Genomic DNA, 20,070 nt, shown 5'->3' with positions numbered 1-20,070 from the left:
CGGCCCCGCAGCCCGCGGGACACCGAGCGCGGGAAAGGAGTTCGGGCATGAGCGCGCCCACCGGGGACGCCGAGCTCAGCGAGTTCGGCTACACCAACAAACTGAAAAGATCCCTCGGCGGCTTCCACACCTTCGCCGCAGGAATCAGCTACATCTCGGTGCTGACCGGCACCTTCCAGCTCTCCTACTTCGGATTGTCGTCCGGAGGACCCGCCTACTGGTGGTCCTGGCCGCTGGTGTTCTTCGGCCAGCTGATGGTGGCGTTGAGCTTCGCCGAACTGGCCTCGCACTACCCCATCGCCGGATCGATCTACAACTGGTCGAAAAAGCTCGGGGGCAAACACGTGGCCTGGCTGGCCGGCTGGATGATGCTGCTGGCGTCGATCGTTTCCATCGCCGCCACCGCACTCGCCTACCAGCACACGCTCCCGCAAATATGGGGCGCTTTCCAAATCATCGGTAACGGGAGCGGAACCAGCGAAGCCGCCAACGGCGTGCTGCTCGCGACGATGCTGATCGTGTTCACCACGCTGGTCAACGCTTTCGGCGTGAAACTCATGGCGCGGATCAACAGCGCCGGGGTGACCATCGAACTGATCGCGGCCGTGCTGCTGATCCTGTTCCTGGCCGTGGCCGCGACCCGCGGGCCGGACGTCGTGCTCGAAACGCAGAACACCGGAAGCACCAACCCGCACGGATACCTCGGCGCGTTCCTCGTCGCCGCGCTCGCGTCGTCCTACGTGATGTACGGGTTCGACACCGCCTCGTCCCTCGGCGAAGAATCGATCAACCCGCATCGGAACGCGCCCAAAGCCATTCTGCGATCGCTGATCGCATCGTTCGTGCTCGGCGGGTTGATCATCCTGCTGGCGCTGATGGCCGCCAGAGACCTCAACGCGCCGGAGCTGACCGAAGTCGGCCTCCAGTTCGTGCTCACCGACTCGCTCGGACCACTCATCGGACGGCTGTTCCTGCTCGTGGTGTTCGTGGCGATCACCGTGTGCGTGCTCGCGGTGCACACCGCGGCCATCCGCATCGCATTCGCCATGGCGCGGGACAACGCACTGCCCGGCGGGTCGAAACTCGCACGAGTCAGCCCACGCTTTCAGACGCCGGTCGTACCGGCCATCGTCATCGGCGTCATCGCAGTGGCACTGCTGGTCGTCAACATCGGGCAACCGCAGATCTTCTCCGCCGTCACCAGCCTCGCGATCATCCTCATCTACGTGTCGTACCTGCTGGTGACCATCCCCATGCTGGTCGCCCGCCTGCGCGGCGAATGGTCCTCCCGGAAGCAGGAAGGCCGATTCACCCTCGGGCGGTGGGGACTGCCCGTGAACGTGCTCGCGGTGCTGTGGGGAATCGGGATGACCACCAACCTCGCCTGGCCGCGGCGCGACGTCTACAACGCCGAACCGCCCTACCACTGGTACCTGCAGTGGAGCTCCGTGCTGTTCGTCGGCATCGCCGCGCTCGGCGGATTCGCCTACTACTGGTTCGTGCAGCGACACCGCGTCGGCGTGCTCGCCGACCACGCGGCCACGGGCGACACCGATACGACCAAGTCCGCACTGTCCTGAAGGGAACGGAGCTGAGACCATGGCCGAAGAATTCGACTACGTCGTGGTGGGCGGCGGAAGCGCAGGCGCCGCGCTGGCGGCTCGCCTTTCCGAAGACCCCGGCACCACTGTTTGCCTGCTCGAAGCCGGACCATCCGATGTCGGGGACAAAGCCATCCTCGAACTCGACCGGTGGATGGCGCTGCTCGAATCCGGCTACGACTGGGATTACCTCGTCGAACCGCAAGAGCAAGGCAACTCCTACATGCGGCACGCCCGTGCCCGCGTGCTCGGCGGCTGCTCCTCGCACAACTCGTGCATCGCGTTCTGGGCGCCCGCCGAAGACCTAGACGAATGGGAACGGATGGGCGCCACCGGATGGGGCGCCAGCGACGTCTTCCCGCTGTACAAGAGGCTCGAGACCAACGACGGACCAGGCGACCACCACGGGCGCAGCGGGCCGGTGAACATTCGCAGCGTTCCGCCCAACGACCCGTCCGGGGTTGCGCTGCTGCAAGCCTGCGAACAAGCGGGCATCCCGACGACCGAATTCAACTCGGGACGCACCGTCACGCACGGCGCGAACTGGTTCCAGATCAACGCGCGGGAAGACGGCACGCGGTCGTCGTCCTCGGTGTCCTACCTGCACCCGATCATGGGCAGGCGGCCGAACCTCGAGGTGCGCACCGAAGTGCGGGCCAAAAAGGTCGAGTTCGATGGGAAGCGGGCGACCGGGATCGCCTACCTCGACCCCGACCTCGTCCACACCCGCACGGTGCGCGCCCGGCAAGAAGTGGTGCTGTCCTCCGGGGCCATCGACACGCCCAAGCTGCTGATGCTGTCCGGAATCGGGCCGGGCGAACACCTGCGGGAAGTCGGGATCGACGTGCTCGTCGACTCACCCGGTGTCGGATCCAACCTCCAGGACCATCCCGAAGGCGTCATCGGATGGGACGCGAAGCAGCCGATGGTCACCGAATCCACGCAATGGTGGGAGATCGGCATCTTCACCACCACCGAAGCCGGCCTGAACCGGCCCGACCTGATGTTCCACTACGGTTCGGTGCCGTTCGACATGCACACCATGCGGCAGGGATACCCGACGACGGAGAACGGCTTCTGCCTGACGCCGAACGTCACCCGCAGCCGCTCGATCGGCAACGTCCGGTTGCGCACTCGAGATTTCCGGGACAAGCCGAAGGTCGACCCCCGGTACTTCACCGACCCGCACGACATCAGGGTCATGACCGAGGGCATCAAACTCGCGCGGAAGATCGTCTCGCAGCAGGCGATGCACGAATGGGCCGGTGCCGAACTGCACCCAGGCCCCGATGTACGCAGCGACGACGAGATCGCTGACTACATCAGGAAGACGCACAACACCGTCTACCACCCCGCGGCTTCGGTCCCGATGGGCGCGGCCGACGACCAGAACGCGCCGCTGGACGCACGCCTGCGGGTCAAGGGCGTCGACGGCCTGCGCGTCGCTGATGCCTCCGCGATGCCGTTCCTGGTCGCGGTGAACCCGAACATCACCACGATGGCCATCGGCGAGAAGTGCTCCGACATGCTCAAGGAGGACAACGCCGGCTGAACCCGTGGTGATCTTGCAGCGGTCCCTCCAGCCCCCCGTTCTGGAGGGACCGCTTGCTTGCCATCGCCCAGTCCGCGAACGTCAACGACCGCGGACATCCCGAATGGCGCACCATCCGGTGGATGGTGCGCCGCGGGCGTCCCGCAGTCACCCGGGCGGTTCCCGAGTCCGCTGATGTCGAGTTCTCGCCCGGCCCCGCGGGCTGCGTGCCGGATCCACCCAAACCGGCGGTAGGAAGGCAGGCCACCCGTCGTCCATCGTCACTTCCCACCGCTGACGGTGGATCAGCCTGTGGTGGTGTCCGCACAACATGACCATGTTGTGCAGCGCTGTTGCGCCGCCGTCCGCCCAGTGCCGCACGTGGTGCGCCTGCGAGGTCCCTGGCGGCCGGTCGCAGTCGGGGAACGCGCAGGAGCCGTCACGCGCCGACAGCGCGGCCCTGATGTGCGCGGGCGCTGTCCGTTCGGACCGCCCGACGTCCAACGGCTGCCCGTCTCCGCCGACCACGAGCGGCAGCACTTCGGCATCGCACGCGAGCCGTCGCGCGGCGGCCGCCGTGATCGGCTGCTCGGTGTTGTCGACCGTGCCGCCCGTCCTGGGTGCCCGCCCGAAGACGTCCGGCTGCGGATTCCGTTCTTCGCAAGCTCCGTCAGCGACCAACCCTTCGGTGAGCTGGTCGTAATCGATGGTCACGCGCACCTGCGCACGCGCATCGCCGTGCTTGCGCTCGAGCAGGTCGACGAATGCATCGGCGTTCCGCTTGGCCGGGCTGCGCGTGTCCGGCACTCCGTCGGCTTCCCGCCGCGGCGCGGCCAACGGCTGCAACGCCGCGCGCAACTCGGCGCCCGACTCCCGGTCGAGGCGTCCGTTCAGGACCGTCATGCCGTCGCGCCCCGTAGCGATCCGCAGTTCGCGGTGCTCGACCTGGTATTCCTCGGTGCGCAACGCGCCGTCCTGGTCGAGCAGGTACCGGAGGTGCTCGCCCGCGGAGCGCAGCTCGTGCGGCGGCAACTCGCGCGCCTGCCGCGCCAGCAGGGCGTCCGCCGCGTGCCGCTCGGTGGCGTCGACCCCCGGCGGCATCGCCGCAACACCGTCCACAATGGTCCCTGCGTGCGCCAGCGTGATCTCGCCGTTGCGCATGGCTCCAGCGGTCTCCGGCAGGGCGGGTGGCAGCTGTTCTCCACCGAGCCCGACTCGTTCGGTGACCTCCCTCGCCACCTGCACCCGCCGCCGCGCCTCGCCCGCGGCCAGGTTCAGCATCTCCCGCAACCAGGCCTGCACCGACCGCGCTCCGCTGGTGCCGTGCAGACCACGCCGCTCGGCTTCGGCGATCCGCAGCAGCTGACCGAACAGCGCATCCCGCATGACTTGCTCACCGCGCCGGATCTCCGCGACGAGCTCGTCGTCGGATTCGGCCACCACACCGCCGCGATCCGACTCGCCGTCCTCCCGTGGTCGAGGCACGCGCGAACCGAGCTCGCCGACCTCCTCGGCGAGCCCCGGACGCGCAGAAATCCCGACCACAACCCCATGATCCACGATCGAACACCCGTTCACCACTACACGACCGAGTGATCACGCCCGCACCGTCCGCCCTCGCCCGTAACCTCCGCCGCATGCACGCACGCGAGGAAGTGCTGGACCAGCTCGACTTCTACTGGGACCAATGGCGCCCGCACCTGGATGGCCTGACCGACGAGGAGTACTTCTGGGAACCGGTCCCCGGCTGCTGGTCGGTGCGGCCCACCGACCGGGGCCACGAGTTCGACTTCGCCTTCCCCGAACCCACCCCTCCTCCGTTCACCACGATCGCCTGGCGCCTGTGCCACATCGCCGATCACGTGCTGGCGATGCGCGTGTCCAACCACTTCGGCGACGGCTCGTACCGGATCGACCACACCCACTACCCCGCCAGCGCCACCGTCGCGCTCAAGCACCTCGACCACCAGCACCGCCAGTGGCGCGACTGCATCGGCGGAATGGACGCCGAGGCCTGGTCCCGCCCGGTCGGTGCCGCCGAGGGACCGTTCGCCGACCGCCCCTACCTGGCACTGGTGCTGCACCTCAACCGCGAGCTGATCCACCACGGAGCCGAGGTGAGCCTGCTCCGCGACCTGTACCGCGCCTCGGGCGGCGCCCACTTCCAGCGGTGATCTCGCGCGCACAGCGGTACCTCCGGCACCCGCTTCGTGATCGAATGCCCGCGATCACCGAACACCCCGAGCCGGAGCGAGCATGTCGACTGCACGATCGAGCAAGCGCACCCCGCTGTGGATCTCGGTGCTCTCCGCGTTGATCATCGCCGCGGGGTGGGTGGTGTTCGAGTCCGGGTTGCTGGACCGGTTGGCCCCGGACGCCGCGTCCTCCGACGCTCCGGCCGCCGCGCAGCTCGCCCAGCTCGAGGTCGCGCCGGAAGGTTCGATGGACGGCTACTCGCGCGACCGCTTCGAGCACTGGAAACCGGCGCCGCAGGCGGGCAAGAACTGCAACACCCGGGAGGCGGTGCTGCGCCGCGACGGCGAGGACGTGGCGGTGAACAACGCGTGCGAGTCGACCTCCGGATCGTGGGTGAGCAGCTACACCGGCGGTACCGTCCGCAGCGGGTCCGATGTGGACATCGATCACATGGTGCCGCTGGCCGATGCCTGGCGCAGCGGTGCCGACGAGTGGACCGACCAGCGCCGCGAGCAGTTCGCCAACGACATGAACCTGCCGCAGCTGGTCGCAGCCGATGCGAAGTCGAATCGCGCCAAGGGCGACAAGGACCCGTCCGAGTGGAAGCCGGCGAAGGCGACTTGGTGCGAGTACTCGACGGATTGGGTCACGGTCAAGCACTCCTACGGTCTCACCGTCACCGAGCAGGAGAAGTCGGCGTTGCAGGAGATGCTGGCCACCTGCTGAGCGCGTTGATCGCTCGACGCGGTCCGCCCGGCCCGGAACCCTCGGATCACGACCGGCGCGCCGCGACGAGGTCATGGTAACCGTGGCGCAGCACGAATGATCGATGCCAAGCTGCCCGCATGCGCCTAGGACTCGGACTTCCCCAATTCGGCCCGTTCGCCGACCCGGCCTGCGTGCACGAGGTCGCAACCGAAGCCGAGGGGATGGGTTTCGAGAGCTTGTGGGCGGGAGAGCGCCTGCACGCGCCCCGCAATCCCAGTACGCCATACCCGGGTTCCGCCGATGGTTCGCTCCCCGACCGGATGCGAGCGAGCCTGGATCCGCTGCTGGTGCTGACCGTCGCCGCGTCCGCCACGAATCGCGCCGCGCTGGGCACCAGCACTCTCAACGCGCCGCTGTACGCACCGATCGCGCTGGCCCGCGCGCTCACCGGCGTCGATCGGCTGAGCAATGGCCGGCTGATCCCCGGCTTCGGGCTGGGCTGGATGCGCGACGAGTACGAGGCAGCGGGCGTCCCGTGGCACCAGCGCGCCGCTCGACTGGACGACGCGCTGACCGCGTTGCGCGCGTTGTGGGGCCCGGATCCGGTGCGGCATCAGGGCCGCTTCAGCACCGTCTCGCCGGGTGATTTCCAGCCGAAGCCGGTGCAGCCGAGCCCGCCGATCTACCTCGGCGGCAGTTCCGAGGCCGCCTTGCGCCGCACGGCCACGCGTGGTGACGGCTGGCTCGGCGTGGCCTTGCCCTTGCCCGCGCTGGAGCGGGTGCTCGGAATGCTGCGCGAGTTCGCGGCCGAGGCCGGTCGCGCCCCGGTCGCCACGGCTTTGCGGGTCAACGTGGAGCTCGGCCCGCCCGGTGCTCGGCCGGTGCAGGGCCCGGTGGAGCGCATCGTCGACTACTTGCACGCCGTCGCCGAGCTCGGTGTGCAGGATGCCTTCGTCGATCTCCAGTTCACGACTCCGGACGTTCCGTCGTTGCTGCGCACCGCAGCGCGCTTCCGTTCAGCCTTCCCGTCCTGACCGCCCGGACCGCCGAACCCGGCCGCGGTCATTTCCGGAACGTTCCAGACCCTGGCGCACATACCGGCTAGTCGGTACGGTCCCTGTCATGCCTGCCAACCCCAGCGTCGCGATCTTCGACTACGGCGGGGTGCTCACCACGCCCGGCCGGTTGGCCATCTCGGCGTGGACCGAAGCTGAAGGCATCGAGCCGGAGTCGTTCTCCACCGCGTTGAAGGAGTGGCTGTCCCGGAGCGCTCCGGCGGGCACCCCGATCCATCGCCTGGAGACCGGCGAACTCTCCGCCGCGGAGTTCGACCGGCTGCTCGCGGCCAAGCTGCGCACCGTCGACGGCGACACGGTCGAACCGGAGGGGTTGCTCTCCCGGCTGTTCGCGAACATGCGCCCGGACGAGTCGATGCTGCAGCTGGTGCGCGACCTGCGCGATCGCGGGGTGCGCACCGCTCTGCTGTCGAACAGCTGGGGGAACAACTACCCGTGGGAGTCGTTGCGGGACCTGTTCGAGCTGGCGGTCATTTCCAGCGAGGTGGGCCTGCGCAAACCCGACCCGCGGATCTACGAACTCACGTTGCGGCGGCTCGACCTGCCCGCGGAGCAGGCCGTGTTCGTCGACGACGGTGCACCGAACATCGAGGCGGCCGAGCGCTTGGGCCTGCGCAGCGTACTGCATTCGGAGGCCGCGAAGACCCGTGCCGAACTGGCCACCTGGTTCCCCGAGCTGACCACGCGGCACTTCCCGTGACCCCTTGCACCACCCCGTGACACCGGCGCGCGGCAGCGCGGCCGCTCCCGCAGGCAGAACGAGTTCACCGACGGAGGAGATCCGATGAGCGCTGGCGACCCACCCGGCCTGGACCTGTCCCGGTTGCGCGAACACTTGGAGTCGCAGCTGCCGGGCCTGACCGCGGGACCATTGACCGCGGAGCTGGTGCAGGGCGGCCGCTCCAACCTCACCTACATCGTCGGCGACGGCGCGAACCGCTGGGTGGTGCGCCGCCCGCCGCTCGGTCACGTGCTGGCCACGGCGCACGACATGAGCCGCGAGCACCGCGTGATGTCGGCGCTGGCGGGCACTTCGGTGCCGGTGCCGCGGACTTACCTGCTGTGCCAGGACGAGGACGTCATCGGCGCGCCGTTCTACGTGATGGAGTTCGTGCCGGGCACGGTGTACCGCTCGCCGGAGCAGACCGCGCAGCTCGACGCCGGGCAGCGCCGTGATCTGTCCATGCAGCTGGCGGACGTGCTCGCGGACCTGCACACGCTGGATCCCGAGCAGGTCGGGCTGGGCGATTTCGGCCGCCCGGAGGGCTTCCTCCAGCGGCAGGTGCGCCGCTGGAGCAAGCAGCTCGCGGCCTCGCACAGCCGGGAGATCCCGGGCATCGACCGGTTGGCGCAGCGGTTGGGCGAGCGCGTGCCGCCGACCCGGCACGCCGGCATCGTGCACGGCGACTACCGGCTGGACAACGTGCTGGTCGACGAGCAGCGCAACATCTCGGCGGTGCTCGACTGGGAGATGGCCACGCTCGGCGATCCGCTCACCGACGTGGGCCTGCTCAAGGTGTACTGGGAAGGCATGGACGGCGTCGAGTACAACCCGATCGCCAAGGGCATCGGCCCGGAGTACGGGTTCCCGCCGGTCCGCGAGCTGTGGGACCGCTACGCCGCCCGCAGCGGCATCGATCTGTCCGATTTGGACTGGTACGTGGCGTTCGGCTTCTTCAAGCTCGCGGTGATCAGCGAGGGCATCCACTACCGCTACGTGCACGGCCAGACGGTCGGCGAGGGCTTCGAGCACGTCGGAGCCCTGGTCGAGCACTTGGTCGCGCAGGGCTTGTCCGCACTCGACTAGGAACTGTTTCATAAGCGGCGCCAGCCGCTTGCCGGTGCCCCAGGACTCAGCCGGACCACCGGCGGGTTCTCAGGCGTCTTCTGGCGAGGACAGCTCAGACGCCGAGTAGGGCGCTACTTAAGGAGGAGATCCCGGAGCCAGAAGACGTCTGAGGTTCCGCTGGGTGACCCACTACGCACACCCTTTCAAAACACTCCCTAGGAGGCATGGCGTGGACTTCGGGTACGACGACCGCACCGAGCAGCTGCGCGCGCAGCTCACCGAGTTCATGGACGAGCACGTCCACCCGGCCGAGCCGGTGCTGCACGAGCAGCTCGCGGCCGCGGACAGCCGGTGGACGCACGCACCGATCATCGACGAGCTCAAGGCCAAGGCCCGCGAGCGCGGCCTGTGGAACCTGTTCCTGCCGGGCGCGGACGGCGCCGGGCTGACGAACCTGCAGTACGCCCCGCTGGCGGAGATCATGGGCCGCAGTCCCACGTTGGCGCCGGAGGTGTTCAACTGCTCGGCGCCGGACACCGGCAACATGGAGGTGCTGGCCGAGTTCGGCACCCCGCAGCAGCGCGAGCGGTGGCTGAAACCGCTGCTGGACGGCGAGATCCGCTCGGCGTTCTGCATGACCGAGCCGGAGGTGGCGTCTTCGGACGCGACGAACATCGGCACCCGCATCGAGCGCGACGGCGACTCCTACGTGATCAACGGCCGCAAGTGGTGGTCGTCCGGCGCGATGAGCCCCCGCTGCAAGGTGCTGATCGTGATGGGCAAGTCGGACCCGGAGGCAGAGCGGCACCGCCAGCAGAGCCAGATCCTGGTGCCGGTCGACACCCCTGGCGTGCGCATCGAGCGCGGCATGCACGTGTTCGGCTACGACGACGGCGACCACGGTGGGCACGCCGAGATCGTGTTCGACGACGTCCGCGTCCCGGCCGAGAACATCATTTCCGGCGAGGGCGAGGGTTTCGCCATCGCGCAGGCGCGCCTCGGCCCTGGCCGCATCCACCACTGCATGCGCGCGATCGGGATGGCCGAGCGCGCGCTGGAGCTGATGTGCCGCCGCGTCACGAGCCGCCGGGCGTTCGGCGGACCGATCGCCGATCAGGGCGTGGTGCAGCAGTGGATCGCCGATGCCCGCATCAGCATCGAGACGAACCGGCTGCTGACGCTCAAGACCGCGTGGCTGATGGACACCGTCGGCAACAAGGGCGCGCACACCGAGATCCAGGCGATCAAGGTGGCGGTGCCGCAGATGGTGACGACCATTGTGGACCGCGCCATCCAGGCGCACGGCGCCGCCGGGGTCAGCCAGGACACGCCGCTGGCGAGCCTGTACGCGCACGCCCGCACGTTGCACATCGTCGACGGCCCCGACGAGGTGCACCGCCGTTCGATGGCTCGCCGGGAGCTCAAGAAGTACCGGTGAACAGGCAGGCCCGCCACCGGAGTTTTTCCGCCCCTCGTAACAGAAGTGAGGAATCATGCCCGAAAAGACCGCGATCGTCACCGGCGCCGCCCGCGGTATCGGCGCGGCCACCGCGCAGCGCCTGGCCGCGGACGGATACGCCGTCGCGGTGATCGACCTGGACGAGCAGCAGTGCGCCGAGACCGTGTCCGCGATCGAGTCCGCGGGCGGCAAGGCGCTGGCCGTCGGTGCCGACGTGAGCGATTCCGATCAGGTCACCGCGGCCGTCGATCGGGTCTCCGCCGAGCTCGGCACCCCGCTGGCGCTGGTCAACAACGCCGGCGTGCTGCGCGACAACATGCTGTTCAAGATGTCCGATTCGGACTGGGACACGGTGATGTCGGTGCACCTGCGCGGTGCGTTCCTGATGAGCCGCGCGGTGCAGAAGTTCATGGTGGAGGCCAAGTGGGGCCGGATCGTGAACCTCTCCAGCACCTCGGCGCTGGGCAACCGCGGCCAGGCCAACTACTCCACGGCGAAGGCGGGCATGCAGGGCCTGACCAAGACGTTGGCGATCGAGCTGGGCAAGTTCGGTGTCACGGTCAACGCCATCGCGCCGGGCTTCATCGCCACCGACATGACGAAGGCGACGGCGGAGCGGGTCGGCGCCAGCTTCGAGGATTTCTCGAACGCGGCGGTTTCCACGATCCCGGTCGGCCGGGCCGGTGCTCCGGACGACATCGCCAACGCCGCGTCGTTCTTCCTGGATGAGCGTTCCGGGTTCGTCTCCGGCCAGGTGCTCTACGTCGCCGGTGGTCCGAAGGCGTGAGCCCGCAGTACGAACCCGGAGCATGAAGGAGTGCGGCTATGACCGACGCAGCACGACTGCGCAACGAGGTCCGGGAGTTCCTCACCGAGCACGATCCATCCACTTCGGACCGCCTGGAGTTCTTGCGCGCGCGTTTCGACGCCGGGCTGGCGTGGGTGAACTACCCCGCCGGGCTCGGCGGCCTGGACGCTCCGCGCGAGCTGCAGCAGGTGGTGGACGCGGAGTTCGCCGCGGCCGGTGCACCGGACAACGACCCGGCAGGCAACGGCATCGGCCTGGGCATGGCCGCTCCGACCATCCTGCGGTTCGGCACCGACGAGCAGCGCAACCGCTACCTCCGTCCGCTCTGGACGGGCGAGGAGATCTGGTGCCAGCTGTTCAGCGAACCCGGAGCGGGTTCGGACCTGGCGGCGCTGGCGACCCGGGCGGTGCGGGACGGCGACGACTGGGTCGTAGAGGGCCAGAAGGTGTGGACCTCGTTCGCGCACAAGGCGAAGTGGGCGATCTTGGTCGCCCGCAGCGACCCGGACGCGCCCAAGCACAAGGGGTTGTCGTACTTCGTGTGCGACATGACCGACCCGAACGTGCAAGTCCGTCCGCTGCGCCAGATCACCGGTGAGGCCGAGTTCAACGAGGTCTTCCTGAACGGGGTGCGCATCCCCGATTCGCAGCGCCTCGGCGAAGTCGGCCAGGGCTGGCAGGTCGCGATGGGCACGCTGATGAACGAGCGGGTGGCCATCGGCGGCGGCAACACCGGCCGGGAGTCCGGGATGATCGGCGTGGTTTCCCAGGAATGGCGGGAAAATCCGCAGAACCGCACCCCGGCCGCGCACGATCGGTTGTTGCAGCTGTGGGTCGAGGCCGAGGCGACCCGGCTCACCGGCCAGCGCTTGCGCCAGCAGCTCGCGGTGGGCACCCCGGGCCCGGAAGGTTCCGCGGTGAAGCTGGCGTTCGCCCGGCTGAACCAGGAGATCTCCGGTTTCGAGGTGGAGCTGGCCGGCGAGCGCGGCTTGGAGTACGACGACTGGACGTTGCGGCGGCCGGAGAACGTCGCGTTCACCGGACGCGGTCCCGGCTACCGATACCTGCGCGCGAAGGGGAATTCCATCGAGGGCGGCACTTCCGAGGTGCTGCGCAACGTGATCGCCGAGCGCGTGCTTGGGCTGCCACCGGAGATCCGCACGGACAAGGACGTCCCGTGGAAGGAGTTGCCGCGATGAGTGCCGATCTGCTCTACGGAGAGGTCGAGGAGGACCTGCGCGGCACGGTGCGCCGCGTGCTGCGCGACCGGTGCGATTCTTCCGCGGTGCTGGCCCGCTGCGAATCCGAGGAACCGTACGATTTCGCGCTGTGGCGCACGTTGGCCGGTGATCTCGGCGTCGCGACGTTGCCGGTACCGGAGGAGTCCGGTGGTGCGGGCGCGAGCGCACGGGAACTCGCCGTGGTCGCCGAGGAGATCGGCCGCGCGGTTGCTCCGGTTCCGTTCCTGGGCACCGTGCTCGCCACATCCGCGCTGAGCGCCGCTGGACCGGCGAACAAGGAGTTGATCGCCGAAATCGGCGCGGGATCCCGGATCGCCACTGTCGCCATTGGACTGACGACGGCTCCGTCAGCGCCGTTGACGCCTTCGGTGCGGGTGGAGAACGACACGCTGACCGGTTCGGTCCGAGCGGTCGTGGATCTGGAAGCGGCCGACACGGTGCTCGTCCCGGCCAGCACCCCTGGCGGTGTAGCACTGTTCCGCGTGGACGTTTCGTCGCCCGGCGTGACGTGCACCCCGGTGACTTCCCTGGACCTGACCCGCAGGATCGGGACGCTCGAGCTGTCCGGCGCGCCGGCGCACGAGGTCAGTTCCGACGGCGAAGCAGTGCTGCGCCACGCGTTGCGGATCGCGGCCGGGGTGCTCGCCTCCGAGCAGACCGGGCTCGCCCAGCACTGCCTGGATTCCACAGTGGAGTACGTGCTCACCCGCTACCAGTTCGGCAGGCAGGTCGGCTCGTTCCAGGCCGTCAAGCACCGCCTGGCCGACCTGTGGTCGGGGCTGAGCACCGCGCGAGCCACCGCCCGCAACGCCGCGGACGCGTTGTCCGGGCGGTCCGAAGCCGACACCGCCGAAACCGACCCTGCCGAGACCGAGCTGGCCGTGGCACTGGCCCAGGCGTACTGCTCCGACCTGGCGGTGCGGGCCGCCGAGGACTCGCTGCAATTGCACGGCGGCATCGGCATGACTTGGGAACACCCGGTGCACCTGTACCTCGGGCGGGCCAAGAGCGCGCAACTGGCCTTCGGCACCGCGGAACGCCACCGCGCCCGAATCGCCGAACTCACCGGTCTCCCACCGGCCTGAGCCGTCCCGACCGAAAGGAATTCCATGCGCGTGTTCACCAGTCCCGACGAGGTTCGCGAGGCCGCGGGCGGCGAGCTCGGGACCAGTGATTGGCTGACGATCACTCAGGACCAGGTCGACAAGTTCGCCGATTCCACGCTGGACCACCAGTGGATCCACGTCGATCCCGACCGCGCCGCGAAGGGCCCGTTCGGCGCCACCATCGCGCACGGTTTCCTGACGTTGAGCCTGCTTTCCGCGCTCAACGCGCAGACCTACCGGTTCGAGAACGTCAAGATGGGCATCAACTACGGCCTGAACAAGGTGCGCTTCCCCAGCCCGGTGCGGGTGGGTTCGCGGGTCCGCTCGCACACCCGGCTCGTCGAGGTCACCGAGATCGACGGCGGCCTGCAGCTCACCGTCGAGTCCACTGTGGAAATCGAGGGCGAGTCGAAGCCGGCCTGCGTTTCCGAAGGTCTGACCCGCGTGCTGTTCTGAAGCACCCCGCGAGAACGCCCGCCCGTGCCGCGCAGGGCGGGCGTTCTCGCGTTCCGCGGTCCGAGTGCGAACTAGTTCAACGACGGACGCTCACAGGTGGATGCCCATGCCGGGTCCGAGTGGCAGGTCGGCGAAGTAGAACACGGTCAGGATCAGCGCCCACAGCAACCAGAACGGCACCACGAACGGCGTCATCCGCGCCACCAGGGTGCCGAGTCCCGCGGACGGCTCGTAACGCCGCAGGTAACCCAAGATAATGATCATGTAGGGGTTCAGCGGAGTCATGATCTGGGTGGCCGAGTCGCCCACCCGGAACGCGGCCTGCGCGAACCCCGGCTCGAAACCCAGCAGCACGAACATCGGCACGAACACCGAGGCCATCAGCGTCCACAGGCTGGATCCGGAGATGATGAACAGGTTCAGCACCGAGGCCAGCACCATGAAGCCGAGGAACGCGGGATAGCCGGCCAGGCCCAGCACGCGCAGCAGGTCGGCGCCGCCGACGGCCAGCGCGGAACCCAGGTTCGTCCAGTTGAACAGCGCGATGAACTGCCCGAGCATGAACGCCAGCACCAGGAATCCGGTCATGTCCCGCAGCACGCCGCCCATCAGCTTCGGCACGTCACCGGGCGTGGTGATCGTCCGAGCCGGGATCCCGAAGGCGATGCCGGGCACCAGGAACGCCACGAAGATCAGCGTGGTGACCGAGTCGAGCAGCGGCGATTCCGGCAGGAACGCGCCGGATTCGTTGCGCATCGCCGAACCCGGCCACAGCACCAGCGCGAGCACCAGCCCGGTGGTGACCAGCGCCGCCACTCCGGCCCAGCGCAACCCACGCCGTTCCGAACCGGTCAGCGAAGCCGAAATCGCACTGTCCGCTGTGGACTGCTCTGCGTCCGCGGCGGACTCCGATTCCTCCCGGGGCACACCGCTGCGCACCATGCGCGGCTCGATGACGCGGTCGATGAGGAAACCCGCCAGCAACGCCAGCGCCACCGACGACACGAGGTTGAAGTAGAAGTTCGACACCGGCGTCACCGTCGTGCCCGGATCCGGCAGCACCCCGGCGACCTTGTTGCTGATCCCGGAGAACAGCGCGTCCAAACTGGTCACCACCGGAGCGGTGGAGTATCCCGCGCCGGACGCGGCGAACCCGCCGAGCAGCCCGGCCACCGGATGCCTGCCCGCGGCTTTGAACACCAGCGCCGCCAGCGGCGGGATGACGATCATCGCGGAGTCGGCCATCACGCTGGAGCTGATGCCGACGAAGCCCACCGCGTAGGGCAGCACCCAGCGCGGCGCTCGCCCGAACGCGGCCCGGATCATGGCGGTCAGCAGCCCGGCCCGCTCCGCCAGCCCCACCGCCAGCATGATCGTGACCACCGTCTCCAGCGGCGGAAACCCGATGAAGTTGCCGGGCATCTCGGTGAGCAGGAAGGCCAGCCCCGGTCCGGACAGCGCCGCCCGAACCGGAGTCGGCTGCGCGGCGCCGGGGATCTGCACCGTGACACCGGCCGCCGCGACCACTGTGGACACAATGGCGACGACCAGGAACAGCAGCGCGAACAGCAGGAACGGCTGGGGCAGCTTGTTGCCCACCCGTTCCAGGGCAGCTAGTGCGCGATCCAGCCTGGACGGTTTCGGCGAGGCTGCGGTCTCGGCCATGCGGTCTCCTGCGTGGACAGCTCGGGCGCGGTCTCCGCATCCCTACCAGGGGAACCGCCGGAAACCTAACCCCTGAGCCGACGAAATCGACGCCAGGCCACGGAATCCTCCGAGATCCGCCGCAGCCGATGCCGCCGCTCCGCGGGTGGAGTCGAGCAGGTGCGCCTCACCGCACGTAGGCCACGCGCCCGACGGTGCTGCCCTCGCCGACCCGCTGCACCCCGTCGGCGACCGCGTCGAACCCGAGCTCCTCGCTGATCAGCGGCCGGATCAGGCCCTGATCGGCCAGTCCGGTCAGCGCCTCGTGCGCGTCGGCGACCAGCTGCGGGCTCCGCTCGTTGTACAGGCCCCAGTGCAACCCGACGATCGAGTAGTTCTTGATCAGGGCGTGGTTCAGCCCGGGCGTCGGGATGCTGCCGCCGGCGAACCCGATGATCAGGATTCGCCCTTCGAACGCGATGCACTTCGTGGAGCGCTTGTAGGTGTCCCCGCCGACCGAGTCGTACACCACGTCCGCACCCCGGCCGCCGGTGAACTCCTTGACGATCGGCACGAAGTCCTCGCTGTGCCGGTCGACGACCACGTCCGCGCCGAGTTCCCGCGCGACTTCGGCCTTCTTCGGCCCGCCGACCACGCCGATCACGTTCGCGCCCGCGGCTTTGCCGAGCTGCACGGCCGCGCTGCCGACACCGCCCGCGGCGGCGTGCACCAGCAGCGTCTCCCCTTCGCGCAACCCCGCGCGGCGGTGCAGTCCGAAGTAGCCGGTCTGGTAGCCGATGAACAGCGCGGACGCTTCCGCGTCGGACAGCGCTTTCGGTGCCGGGAACGCCCGCGGTGCATCCATCAGCGCCAGTTCCGCGAATCCGCCCGTGGGCAGCGCCGAGGAGCCGAGCACCCGGTCTCCGGGCGCGAAACCGGTCACGCCGGCACCGACTTCGACGACCTCACCGCACAGTTCGACGCCCGGTGTGAACGGCAGGTCCGGCGTGATCTGGTACTGCCCGCGGCAAAGCAGCACGTCCGGGAAGTTCACCGGGCACGCCAGCACCCGCACCAGCAGTTGCCCTTCCCCGGGGCTCGGGTCGGCCACGTCGGCCTGCCCGAGCACGTCCCGCGGCTCGCCGTTCGCCTCGAGCTGCCACGCCTTCACACGCCACCTCCGAAAAACTCGAAAAGCCGGAAATTCCGTTGCAGGAGCGGCTACGGCCGCAGCGACGCGATCAACAGGTCCGCGAAGTGCGAACCGACCTGTTCTCCGGTCAGCTGCCCGTCTTCGCGGAACCAGGTGCCCAGGTGGTGCACCGCCCCGAAGAAGTAGTCCACGACCAGCTCCGCCGATTTGTCCCCGCGGAACGTCCCGGCGGCCTGCCCTTCTTCGATCAACGCCCGCACCCGCTCGTGGTAGCGGCGGCGCTGCGCGCGGACCTCGGCGCGCTTGTCCGCGTGCAGCAGGTGCATCGACCGGAAGAAGATCACCGTGTCGTCCAGGTTCGCCGCGGTCGTCGCCACCACGTCGGCGGCCACCGCGTGCAGCCGGTCCTGGACCGGTGCGGAGCTCTCGGCGTCGCGTTCCATCCGGGCGGTCTGCACCCGCAGCAGCCGCGCGTAGATCTCGTAGAGCAGATCGTCCTTGGAGCCGAAGTAGTGGTACATGGCGCCTTTGGTGACGCCGGCGGCGTCCACGATCTGCTGCACCGAGGTCGTCTCGAAACCGTGCTCGGCGAACAGCCGCGTCGCCGCCGCCAGCAATCGCTGCGGCACCGTCTCGGCCACTTCCGGTGCCGTGCGCAGATCCGCGCCACCCATCTCCACGCCTCCCTGTCGCTACGCCTGACACCCCAGGTTATCGGGCGTTGATCAGGGCAGACCGCGCTGGAGCTTGCGCATGCCGCCCTGCCACTTGCCGGGTTCTGCCGCGCGCAGCGCGTAGTACCCGGCGACCTCCGGGTGCGGCAGGATCAGGAACCGGTCGTCGCCGAGCGCGGCCAGCACTTCGTCGGCGACCTGTTCCGGTTCGATCGCCGAGTCGCCGAGCAGCAACTTGCCGGTCTCGCCGGTGTCGTCGAGCAGGTTCGTGCGCACGCCCTGCGGGCACAGCGCCTGCACGGTCACCCCGCGGTCGGCGTAGGTGATCGCGAGCCATTCGGCGAATCCCAGCGCCGCGTGCTTGCTCACCGAGTACGGCGCCGAGCCGAGCATGGTCAGCAGCCCCGCAGCGGACACCGTGGACAGGAACCGGCCTTGCCCGCGCTCCAGCCACTGCGGCAGCACCGCCCGCGCGGCCCGCACGTGCGCCATCACGTTGATCTCCCAGGACCGCTCCCAAGCCGACTCCGCGGCTTCCGGTCCGCCGGACTCGCCGATGCCCGCGTTGGCGCAGAACATGTCGATCCGCCCGTGGCGCTCGTTCGCGGCCCCGACGAGTTCCGCGACGCCGTCCTCGGTCGCCGCGTCTCCGGGCGCGGCCAGTCCGCCGATCTCATCGGCCACCGACCGCGCCGCTTCCGCGTCGAGGTCGTTGACCACCACCGCCGCGCCGTGCGCGGCGAACCGGCGGCACAGCGCGGCACCGATGCCGTTGCCGCCACCGGTCACCACGACCACCGAGTCCGACAGCTGCACCGCTCACACACCTCCCGTGAGGGTCAGGCCGCCGTCGAGGGTGAGGATCTGCCCGGTCACCCACGACGCTTCGTCGGACAGCAGGTACGCCGCCGCGCCGCCGATGTCCTCTGGCACGCCGAGCCGCTTGAGCGGGTAGCTCGCGGAAACGCCCTCTTCGTCCTCCGCGTAGAGCGCCGTGGCGAACTTCGTCTTCACCACGGCCGGAGCGACCGCGTTCACCCGCACGTCCGGCGCCAGTTCCACGCCGAGCTGCTGGGTCAGCAGCGACAGCATCGCCTTCGTGCCGCCGTAGTAGCCGATGCCCGGCGAGGGCCGTTGCCCGGCGACGGAGGAGACGTTGAGGACCGATCCCCCGTGCTGCTGCATCCACCCCCGGTACACCTGCTGCGTCCAGGACAGCGCGGCGAGCACGTTGACCTCGAAGGTCTTGCGGGCGACCGAGTGGTCCACGTCGATCACCGGGCCGTAGGCGGGGTTGATGCCGGTGTTGTTGACCAGCATGTGCACGCCGCCGAAGTCCTTCACGGCGCGGTCGACGACCTCGGCCTGGTGCTCGACGTCGTCGGCCTTGCCCGCCACGCCGATGGCGTGCTCGGAGCCGCCGAGCGACTCGACGGCCTCCTCCAGCGGTTCCGGTTTGCGGGCGGTGATCACGACCTTCGCGCCCTCGGACACCAGCCTGGCGGCGATGCCGAGGCCGATCCCGCGGCTGGCGCCGGTCAGGACGGCGACCCGTCCGTCGAAACGCTTGCTCATGCGCTGCTACTCCCACTCGAAAGACCGACCAGTCGGTACGGCCCAGTCAACGGCGTCGAGCGGTGCCGCGTCAACCCTCCCGGACCGGCGCGCCGGACACGCCCGGCCCAGCTGCTCCGACCGGAGCAACACCCGAGCGGACCACTCGCAGCGCACCGCCGTCACCCCACGCACCTGGCGGCGCCGCGCAACGCGGCGCCGCCGGAGCTGATCCACTGCGCACTCGCCAGCGACGACGAAGATCATCCCGCCGCGCGGAGGCGGTCCGCGGCCGGTCACCTGGTCGAACCGGCAGGTGTCCTCCGTCAGCCGGACGGACGCGGCACGCTGTGCGACGGGAATGCTACGTCCAGTGATTCCTCACGCTGGCGCGCACGTTTGCGCACACTTTTGGCCCAGGACGCGCTACGCTGGGGACATGACAGTCGCGCTGGAGACCGTGCTGGCCCGGGCAGGACTGCGGGTCACCGCCACCGAGTTCCTCTCCCTCGTCGAGGACGCCGCCAAGCGCCTCACGACGCCGCAGGTCGACCCGTCCGCGCACTTCACCCCCGCCGAGCGCCAGGCCCTCGGCGAAAGCGGCCTGGACCTGTCCCCGCTGGGGACCGGCGAGGTGGACCCGCGCGCCCGGACCGTAGCCGAGCAGGCCGTGCTGCGCGATACCGCGCTTTCGGTGAGCCAGGCCGCGGACCGCATCAGCGTGGACTCCAGCCGCATCCGCCACCGCATCGGTGACGGGCGGCTGATCGGCTGGAAGGACCGCGGCGGCTGGCGGTTGCCCGCGTGGCAGTTCAGCGACGACGACGTGCTGCCCGGTCTGGAAACGGTGCTGGCATCGATGCCGCAGGACCAGCCCGCACTGGTGCTCGCGAAGTTCATGACCACGGCGCAGGACGACCTGGAACTCGGCGACCGCCCGGTCAGCCCGCGCGACTGGCTGCTGGCCGGTGGCGGCGCGCGCCGGGTGGCCGACCTGGCTTCGGCGATCGGCACCCCCGCTTAACGGCCGTCGTCGGCGAACGGTTGCGTGATTCGGCAACCGCAGCGGTTCCC

19 protein-coding genes are annotated in these 20,070 nt (G+C 69.3%); 13 read left to right on the top strand and 6 right to left on the bottom strand.

Going from position 1 to position 20,070, the window contains the following annotated elements; translation table 11 throughout:
- Positions 1–47 precede the first annotated feature (47 nt).
- Positions 48–1,580 carry an APC family permease gene (locus tag INP57_RS21275; RefSeq protein WP_200072049.1) on the top strand — a complete coding sequence of 511 codons (1,533 nt, stop codon included), beginning with the start codon at positions 48–50 and terminating at the stop codon, positions 1,578–1,580.
- Positions 1,581–1,599: 19 nt separating this feature from the next.
- Positions 1,600–3,153: a GMC family oxidoreductase gene (locus INP57_RS21270; RefSeq protein WP_200072048.1), complete on the top strand. Its 1,554-nt coding sequence runs from the start codon at positions 1,600–1,602 to the stop codon at positions 3,151–3,153.
- A gap of 147 nt (positions 3,154–3,300) precedes the next feature.
- Here INP57_RS21270 and INP57_RS21265 read toward each other — a convergent pair whose 3' ends face one another.
- The gene (locus tag INP57_RS21265) at positions 3,301–4,677 is read right to left on the bottom strand and encodes an HNH endonuclease signature motif containing protein (RefSeq protein WP_200072047.1); all 1,377 of its coding nucleotides are present in this window, start codon (positions 4,675–4,677) and stop codon (positions 3,301–3,303) included.
- Positions 4,678–4,769: 92 nt separating this feature from the next.
- On the opposite strand from INP57_RS21265, the gene INP57_RS21260 reads away from it, so the two are divergent.
- The 10 genes from INP57_RS21260 to INP57_RS21215 all read left to right on the top strand — a co-directional run bounded on the left by INP57_RS21260 (position 4,770) and on the right by INP57_RS21215 (position 13,971).
- Positions 4,770–5,306, top strand: coding sequence for a DinB family protein (locus INP57_RS21260; RefSeq protein ID WP_200072046.1), 537 nt, complete (start codon positions 4,770–4,772; stop codon positions 5,304–5,306).
- A gap of 82 nt (positions 5,307–5,388) precedes the next feature.
- Positions 5,389–6,054, top strand: coding sequence for an HNH endonuclease family protein (locus INP57_RS21255; protein WP_200072045.1), 666 nt, complete (start codon positions 5,389–5,391; stop codon positions 6,052–6,054).
- A gap of 119 nt (positions 6,055–6,173) precedes the next feature.
- The gene (locus INP57_RS21250) at positions 6,174–7,070 is read left to right on the top strand and encodes a TIGR03619 family F420-dependent LLM class oxidoreductase (protein ID WP_200072044.1); all 897 of its coding nucleotides are present in this window, start codon (positions 6,174–6,176) and stop codon (positions 7,068–7,070) included.
- Between the two features lie 88 nt (positions 7,071–7,158).
- A complete protein-coding gene (locus tag INP57_RS21245) occupies positions 7,159–7,812 on the top strand; it encodes an HAD family hydrolase (protein WP_200072043.1) in 654 nt (217 codons plus the stop codon).
- 84 nt (positions 7,813–7,896) lie between these two features.
- The gene (locus INP57_RS21240) at positions 7,897–8,919 is read left to right on the top strand and encodes a phosphotransferase family protein (protein ID WP_200072042.1); all 1,023 of its coding nucleotides are present in this window, start codon (positions 7,897–7,899) and stop codon (positions 8,917–8,919) included.
- 211 nt (positions 8,920–9,130) lie between these two features.
- Positions 9,131–10,339, top strand: a complete 1,209-nt coding sequence (locus INP57_RS21235) for an acyl-CoA dehydrogenase family protein (protein WP_200072041.1) — start codon at positions 9,131–9,133, stop codon at positions 10,337–10,339.
- Positions 10,340–10,394: 55 nt separating this feature from the next.
- The gene (fabG, locus tag INP57_RS21230; protein ID WP_200072040.1) at positions 10,395–11,147 is read left to right on the top strand and encodes a 3-oxoacyl-ACP reductase FabG; all 753 of its coding nucleotides are present in this window, start codon (positions 10,395–10,397) and stop codon (positions 11,145–11,147) included.
- A 38-nt stretch (positions 11,148–11,185) separates the two neighbouring features.
- The gene (locus tag INP57_RS21225; protein WP_200072039.1) at positions 11,186–12,367 is read left to right on the top strand and encodes an acyl-CoA dehydrogenase family protein; all 1,182 of its coding nucleotides are present in this window, start codon (positions 11,186–11,188) and stop codon (positions 12,365–12,367) included.
- Positions 12,364–13,494, top strand: a complete 1,131-nt coding sequence (locus tag INP57_RS21220; protein ID WP_200072038.1) for an acyl-CoA dehydrogenase family protein — start codon at positions 12,364–12,366, stop codon at positions 13,492–13,494. Before INP57_RS21225 ends, INP57_RS21220 begins: the two co-directional genes overlap by 4 nt.
- Positions 13,495–13,518: 24 nt before the next feature.
- Positions 13,519–13,971, top strand: a complete 453-nt coding sequence (locus INP57_RS21215; RefSeq protein ID WP_200072037.1) for a MaoC family dehydratase — start codon at positions 13,519–13,521, stop codon at positions 13,969–13,971.
- Positions 13,972–14,061: 90 nt separating this feature from the next.
- Here INP57_RS21215 and INP57_RS21210 read toward each other — a convergent pair whose 3' ends face one another.
- The 5 genes from INP57_RS21210 to INP57_RS21190 form a co-directional block, all read right to left on the bottom strand.
- Positions 14,062–15,636: an AbgT family transporter gene (locus INP57_RS21210; protein ID WP_200072036.1), complete on the bottom strand. Its 1,575-nt coding sequence runs from the start codon at positions 15,634–15,636 to the stop codon at positions 14,062–14,064.
- A 166-nt stretch (positions 15,637–15,802) separates the two neighbouring features.
- Positions 15,803–16,786, bottom strand: a complete 984-nt coding sequence (locus INP57_RS21205) for an NADPH:quinone oxidoreductase family protein (RefSeq protein ID WP_200072035.1) — start codon at positions 16,784–16,786, stop codon at positions 15,803–15,805.
- Positions 16,787–16,836: 50 nt separating this feature from the next.
- Entirely contained in the window at positions 16,837–17,442 is a 606-nt protein-coding gene (locus INP57_RS21200; RefSeq protein ID WP_200072034.1) for a TetR/AcrR family transcriptional regulator, read from the bottom strand.
- A 51-nt stretch (positions 17,443–17,493) separates the two neighbouring features.
- A complete protein-coding gene (locus INP57_RS21195) occupies positions 17,494–18,258 on the bottom strand; it encodes an SDR family oxidoreductase (RefSeq protein WP_200072033.1) in 765 nt (254 codons plus the stop codon).
- A 3-nt stretch (positions 18,259–18,261) separates the two neighbouring features.
- Entirely contained in the window at positions 18,262–19,017 is a 756-nt protein-coding gene (locus INP57_RS21190; protein ID WP_200072032.1) for an SDR family oxidoreductase, read from the bottom strand.
- Positions 19,018–19,435: 418 nt separating this feature from the next.
- On the opposite strand from INP57_RS21190, the gene INP57_RS21185 reads away from it, so the two are divergent.
- Positions 19,436–20,020 (top strand): DNA-binding protein, encoded by a 585-nt coding sequence (locus INP57_RS21185; RefSeq protein WP_200072031.1) that lies wholly within the window; start codon positions 19,436–19,438, stop codon positions 20,018–20,020.
- Positions 20,021–20,070 lie beyond the last annotated feature (50 nt).

Source organism: Saccharopolyspora galaxeae, assembly GCF_016526145.1.
Taxonomy (GTDB): domain Bacteria; phylum Actinomycetota; class Actinomycetes; order Mycobacteriales; family Pseudonocardiaceae; genus Saccharopolyspora_C; species Saccharopolyspora_C galaxeae.
The sequence above is the reverse complement of the archived record's forward strand: the minus strand, read 5'-3'. Positions and strand labels throughout refer to the sequence as shown.

Coding starts and splice junctions, on each gene's coding strand:
- INP57_RS21215 (WP_200072037.1), top strand. CDS start 13,519: ATGCGCGTGTTCACCAGTCCCGACGAGGTTCGCGAGGCCGCGGGCGGC.
- INP57_RS21250 (WP_200072044.1), top strand. CDS start 6,174: ATGCGCCTAGGACTCGGACTTCCCCAATTCGGCCCGTTCGCCGACCCG.
- INP57_RS21275 (WP_200072049.1), top strand. CDS start 48: ATGAGCGCGCCCACCGGGGACGCCGAGCTCAGCGAGTTCGGCTACACC.
- INP57_RS21200 (WP_200072034.1), bottom strand. CDS start 17,442: ATGGGTGGCGCGGATCTGCGCACGGCACCGGAAGTGGCCGAGACGGTG.
- INP57_RS21260 (WP_200072046.1), top strand. CDS start 4,770: ATGCACGCACGCGAGGAAGTGCTGGACCAGCTCGACTTCTACTGGGAC.
- INP57_RS21225 (WP_200072039.1), top strand. CDS start 11,186: ATGACCGACGCAGCACGACTGCGCAACGAGGTCCGGGAGTTCCTCACC.
- INP57_RS21245 (WP_200072043.1), top strand. CDS start 7,159: ATGCCTGCCAACCCCAGCGTCGCGATCTTCGACTACGGCGGGGTGCTC.
- INP57_RS21270 (WP_200072048.1), top strand. CDS start 1,600: ATGGCCGAAGAATTCGACTACGTCGTGGTGGGCGGCGGAAGCGCAGGC.
- fabG (WP_200072040.1), top strand. CDS start 10,395: ATGCCCGAAAAGACCGCGATCGTCACCGGCGCCGCCCGCGGTATCGGC.
- INP57_RS21220 (WP_200072038.1), top strand. CDS start 12,364: ATGAGTGCCGATCTGCTCTACGGAGAGGTCGAGGAGGACCTGCGCGGC.
- INP57_RS21210 (WP_200072036.1), bottom strand. CDS start 15,636: ATGGCCGAGACCGCAGCCTCGCCGAAACCGTCCAGGCTGGATCGCGCA.
- INP57_RS21190 (WP_200072032.1), bottom strand. CDS start 19,017: ATGAGCAAGCGTTTCGACGGACGGGTCGCCGTCCTGACCGGCGCCAGC.
- INP57_RS21240 (WP_200072042.1), top strand. CDS start 7,897: ATGAGCGCTGGCGACCCACCCGGCCTGGACCTGTCCCGGTTGCGCGAA.
- INP57_RS21255 (WP_200072045.1), top strand. CDS start 5,389: ATGTCGACTGCACGATCGAGCAAGCGCACCCCGCTGTGGATCTCGGTG.
- INP57_RS21185 (WP_200072031.1), top strand. CDS start 19,436: ATGACAGTCGCGCTGGAGACCGTGCTGGCCCGGGCAGGACTGCGGGTC.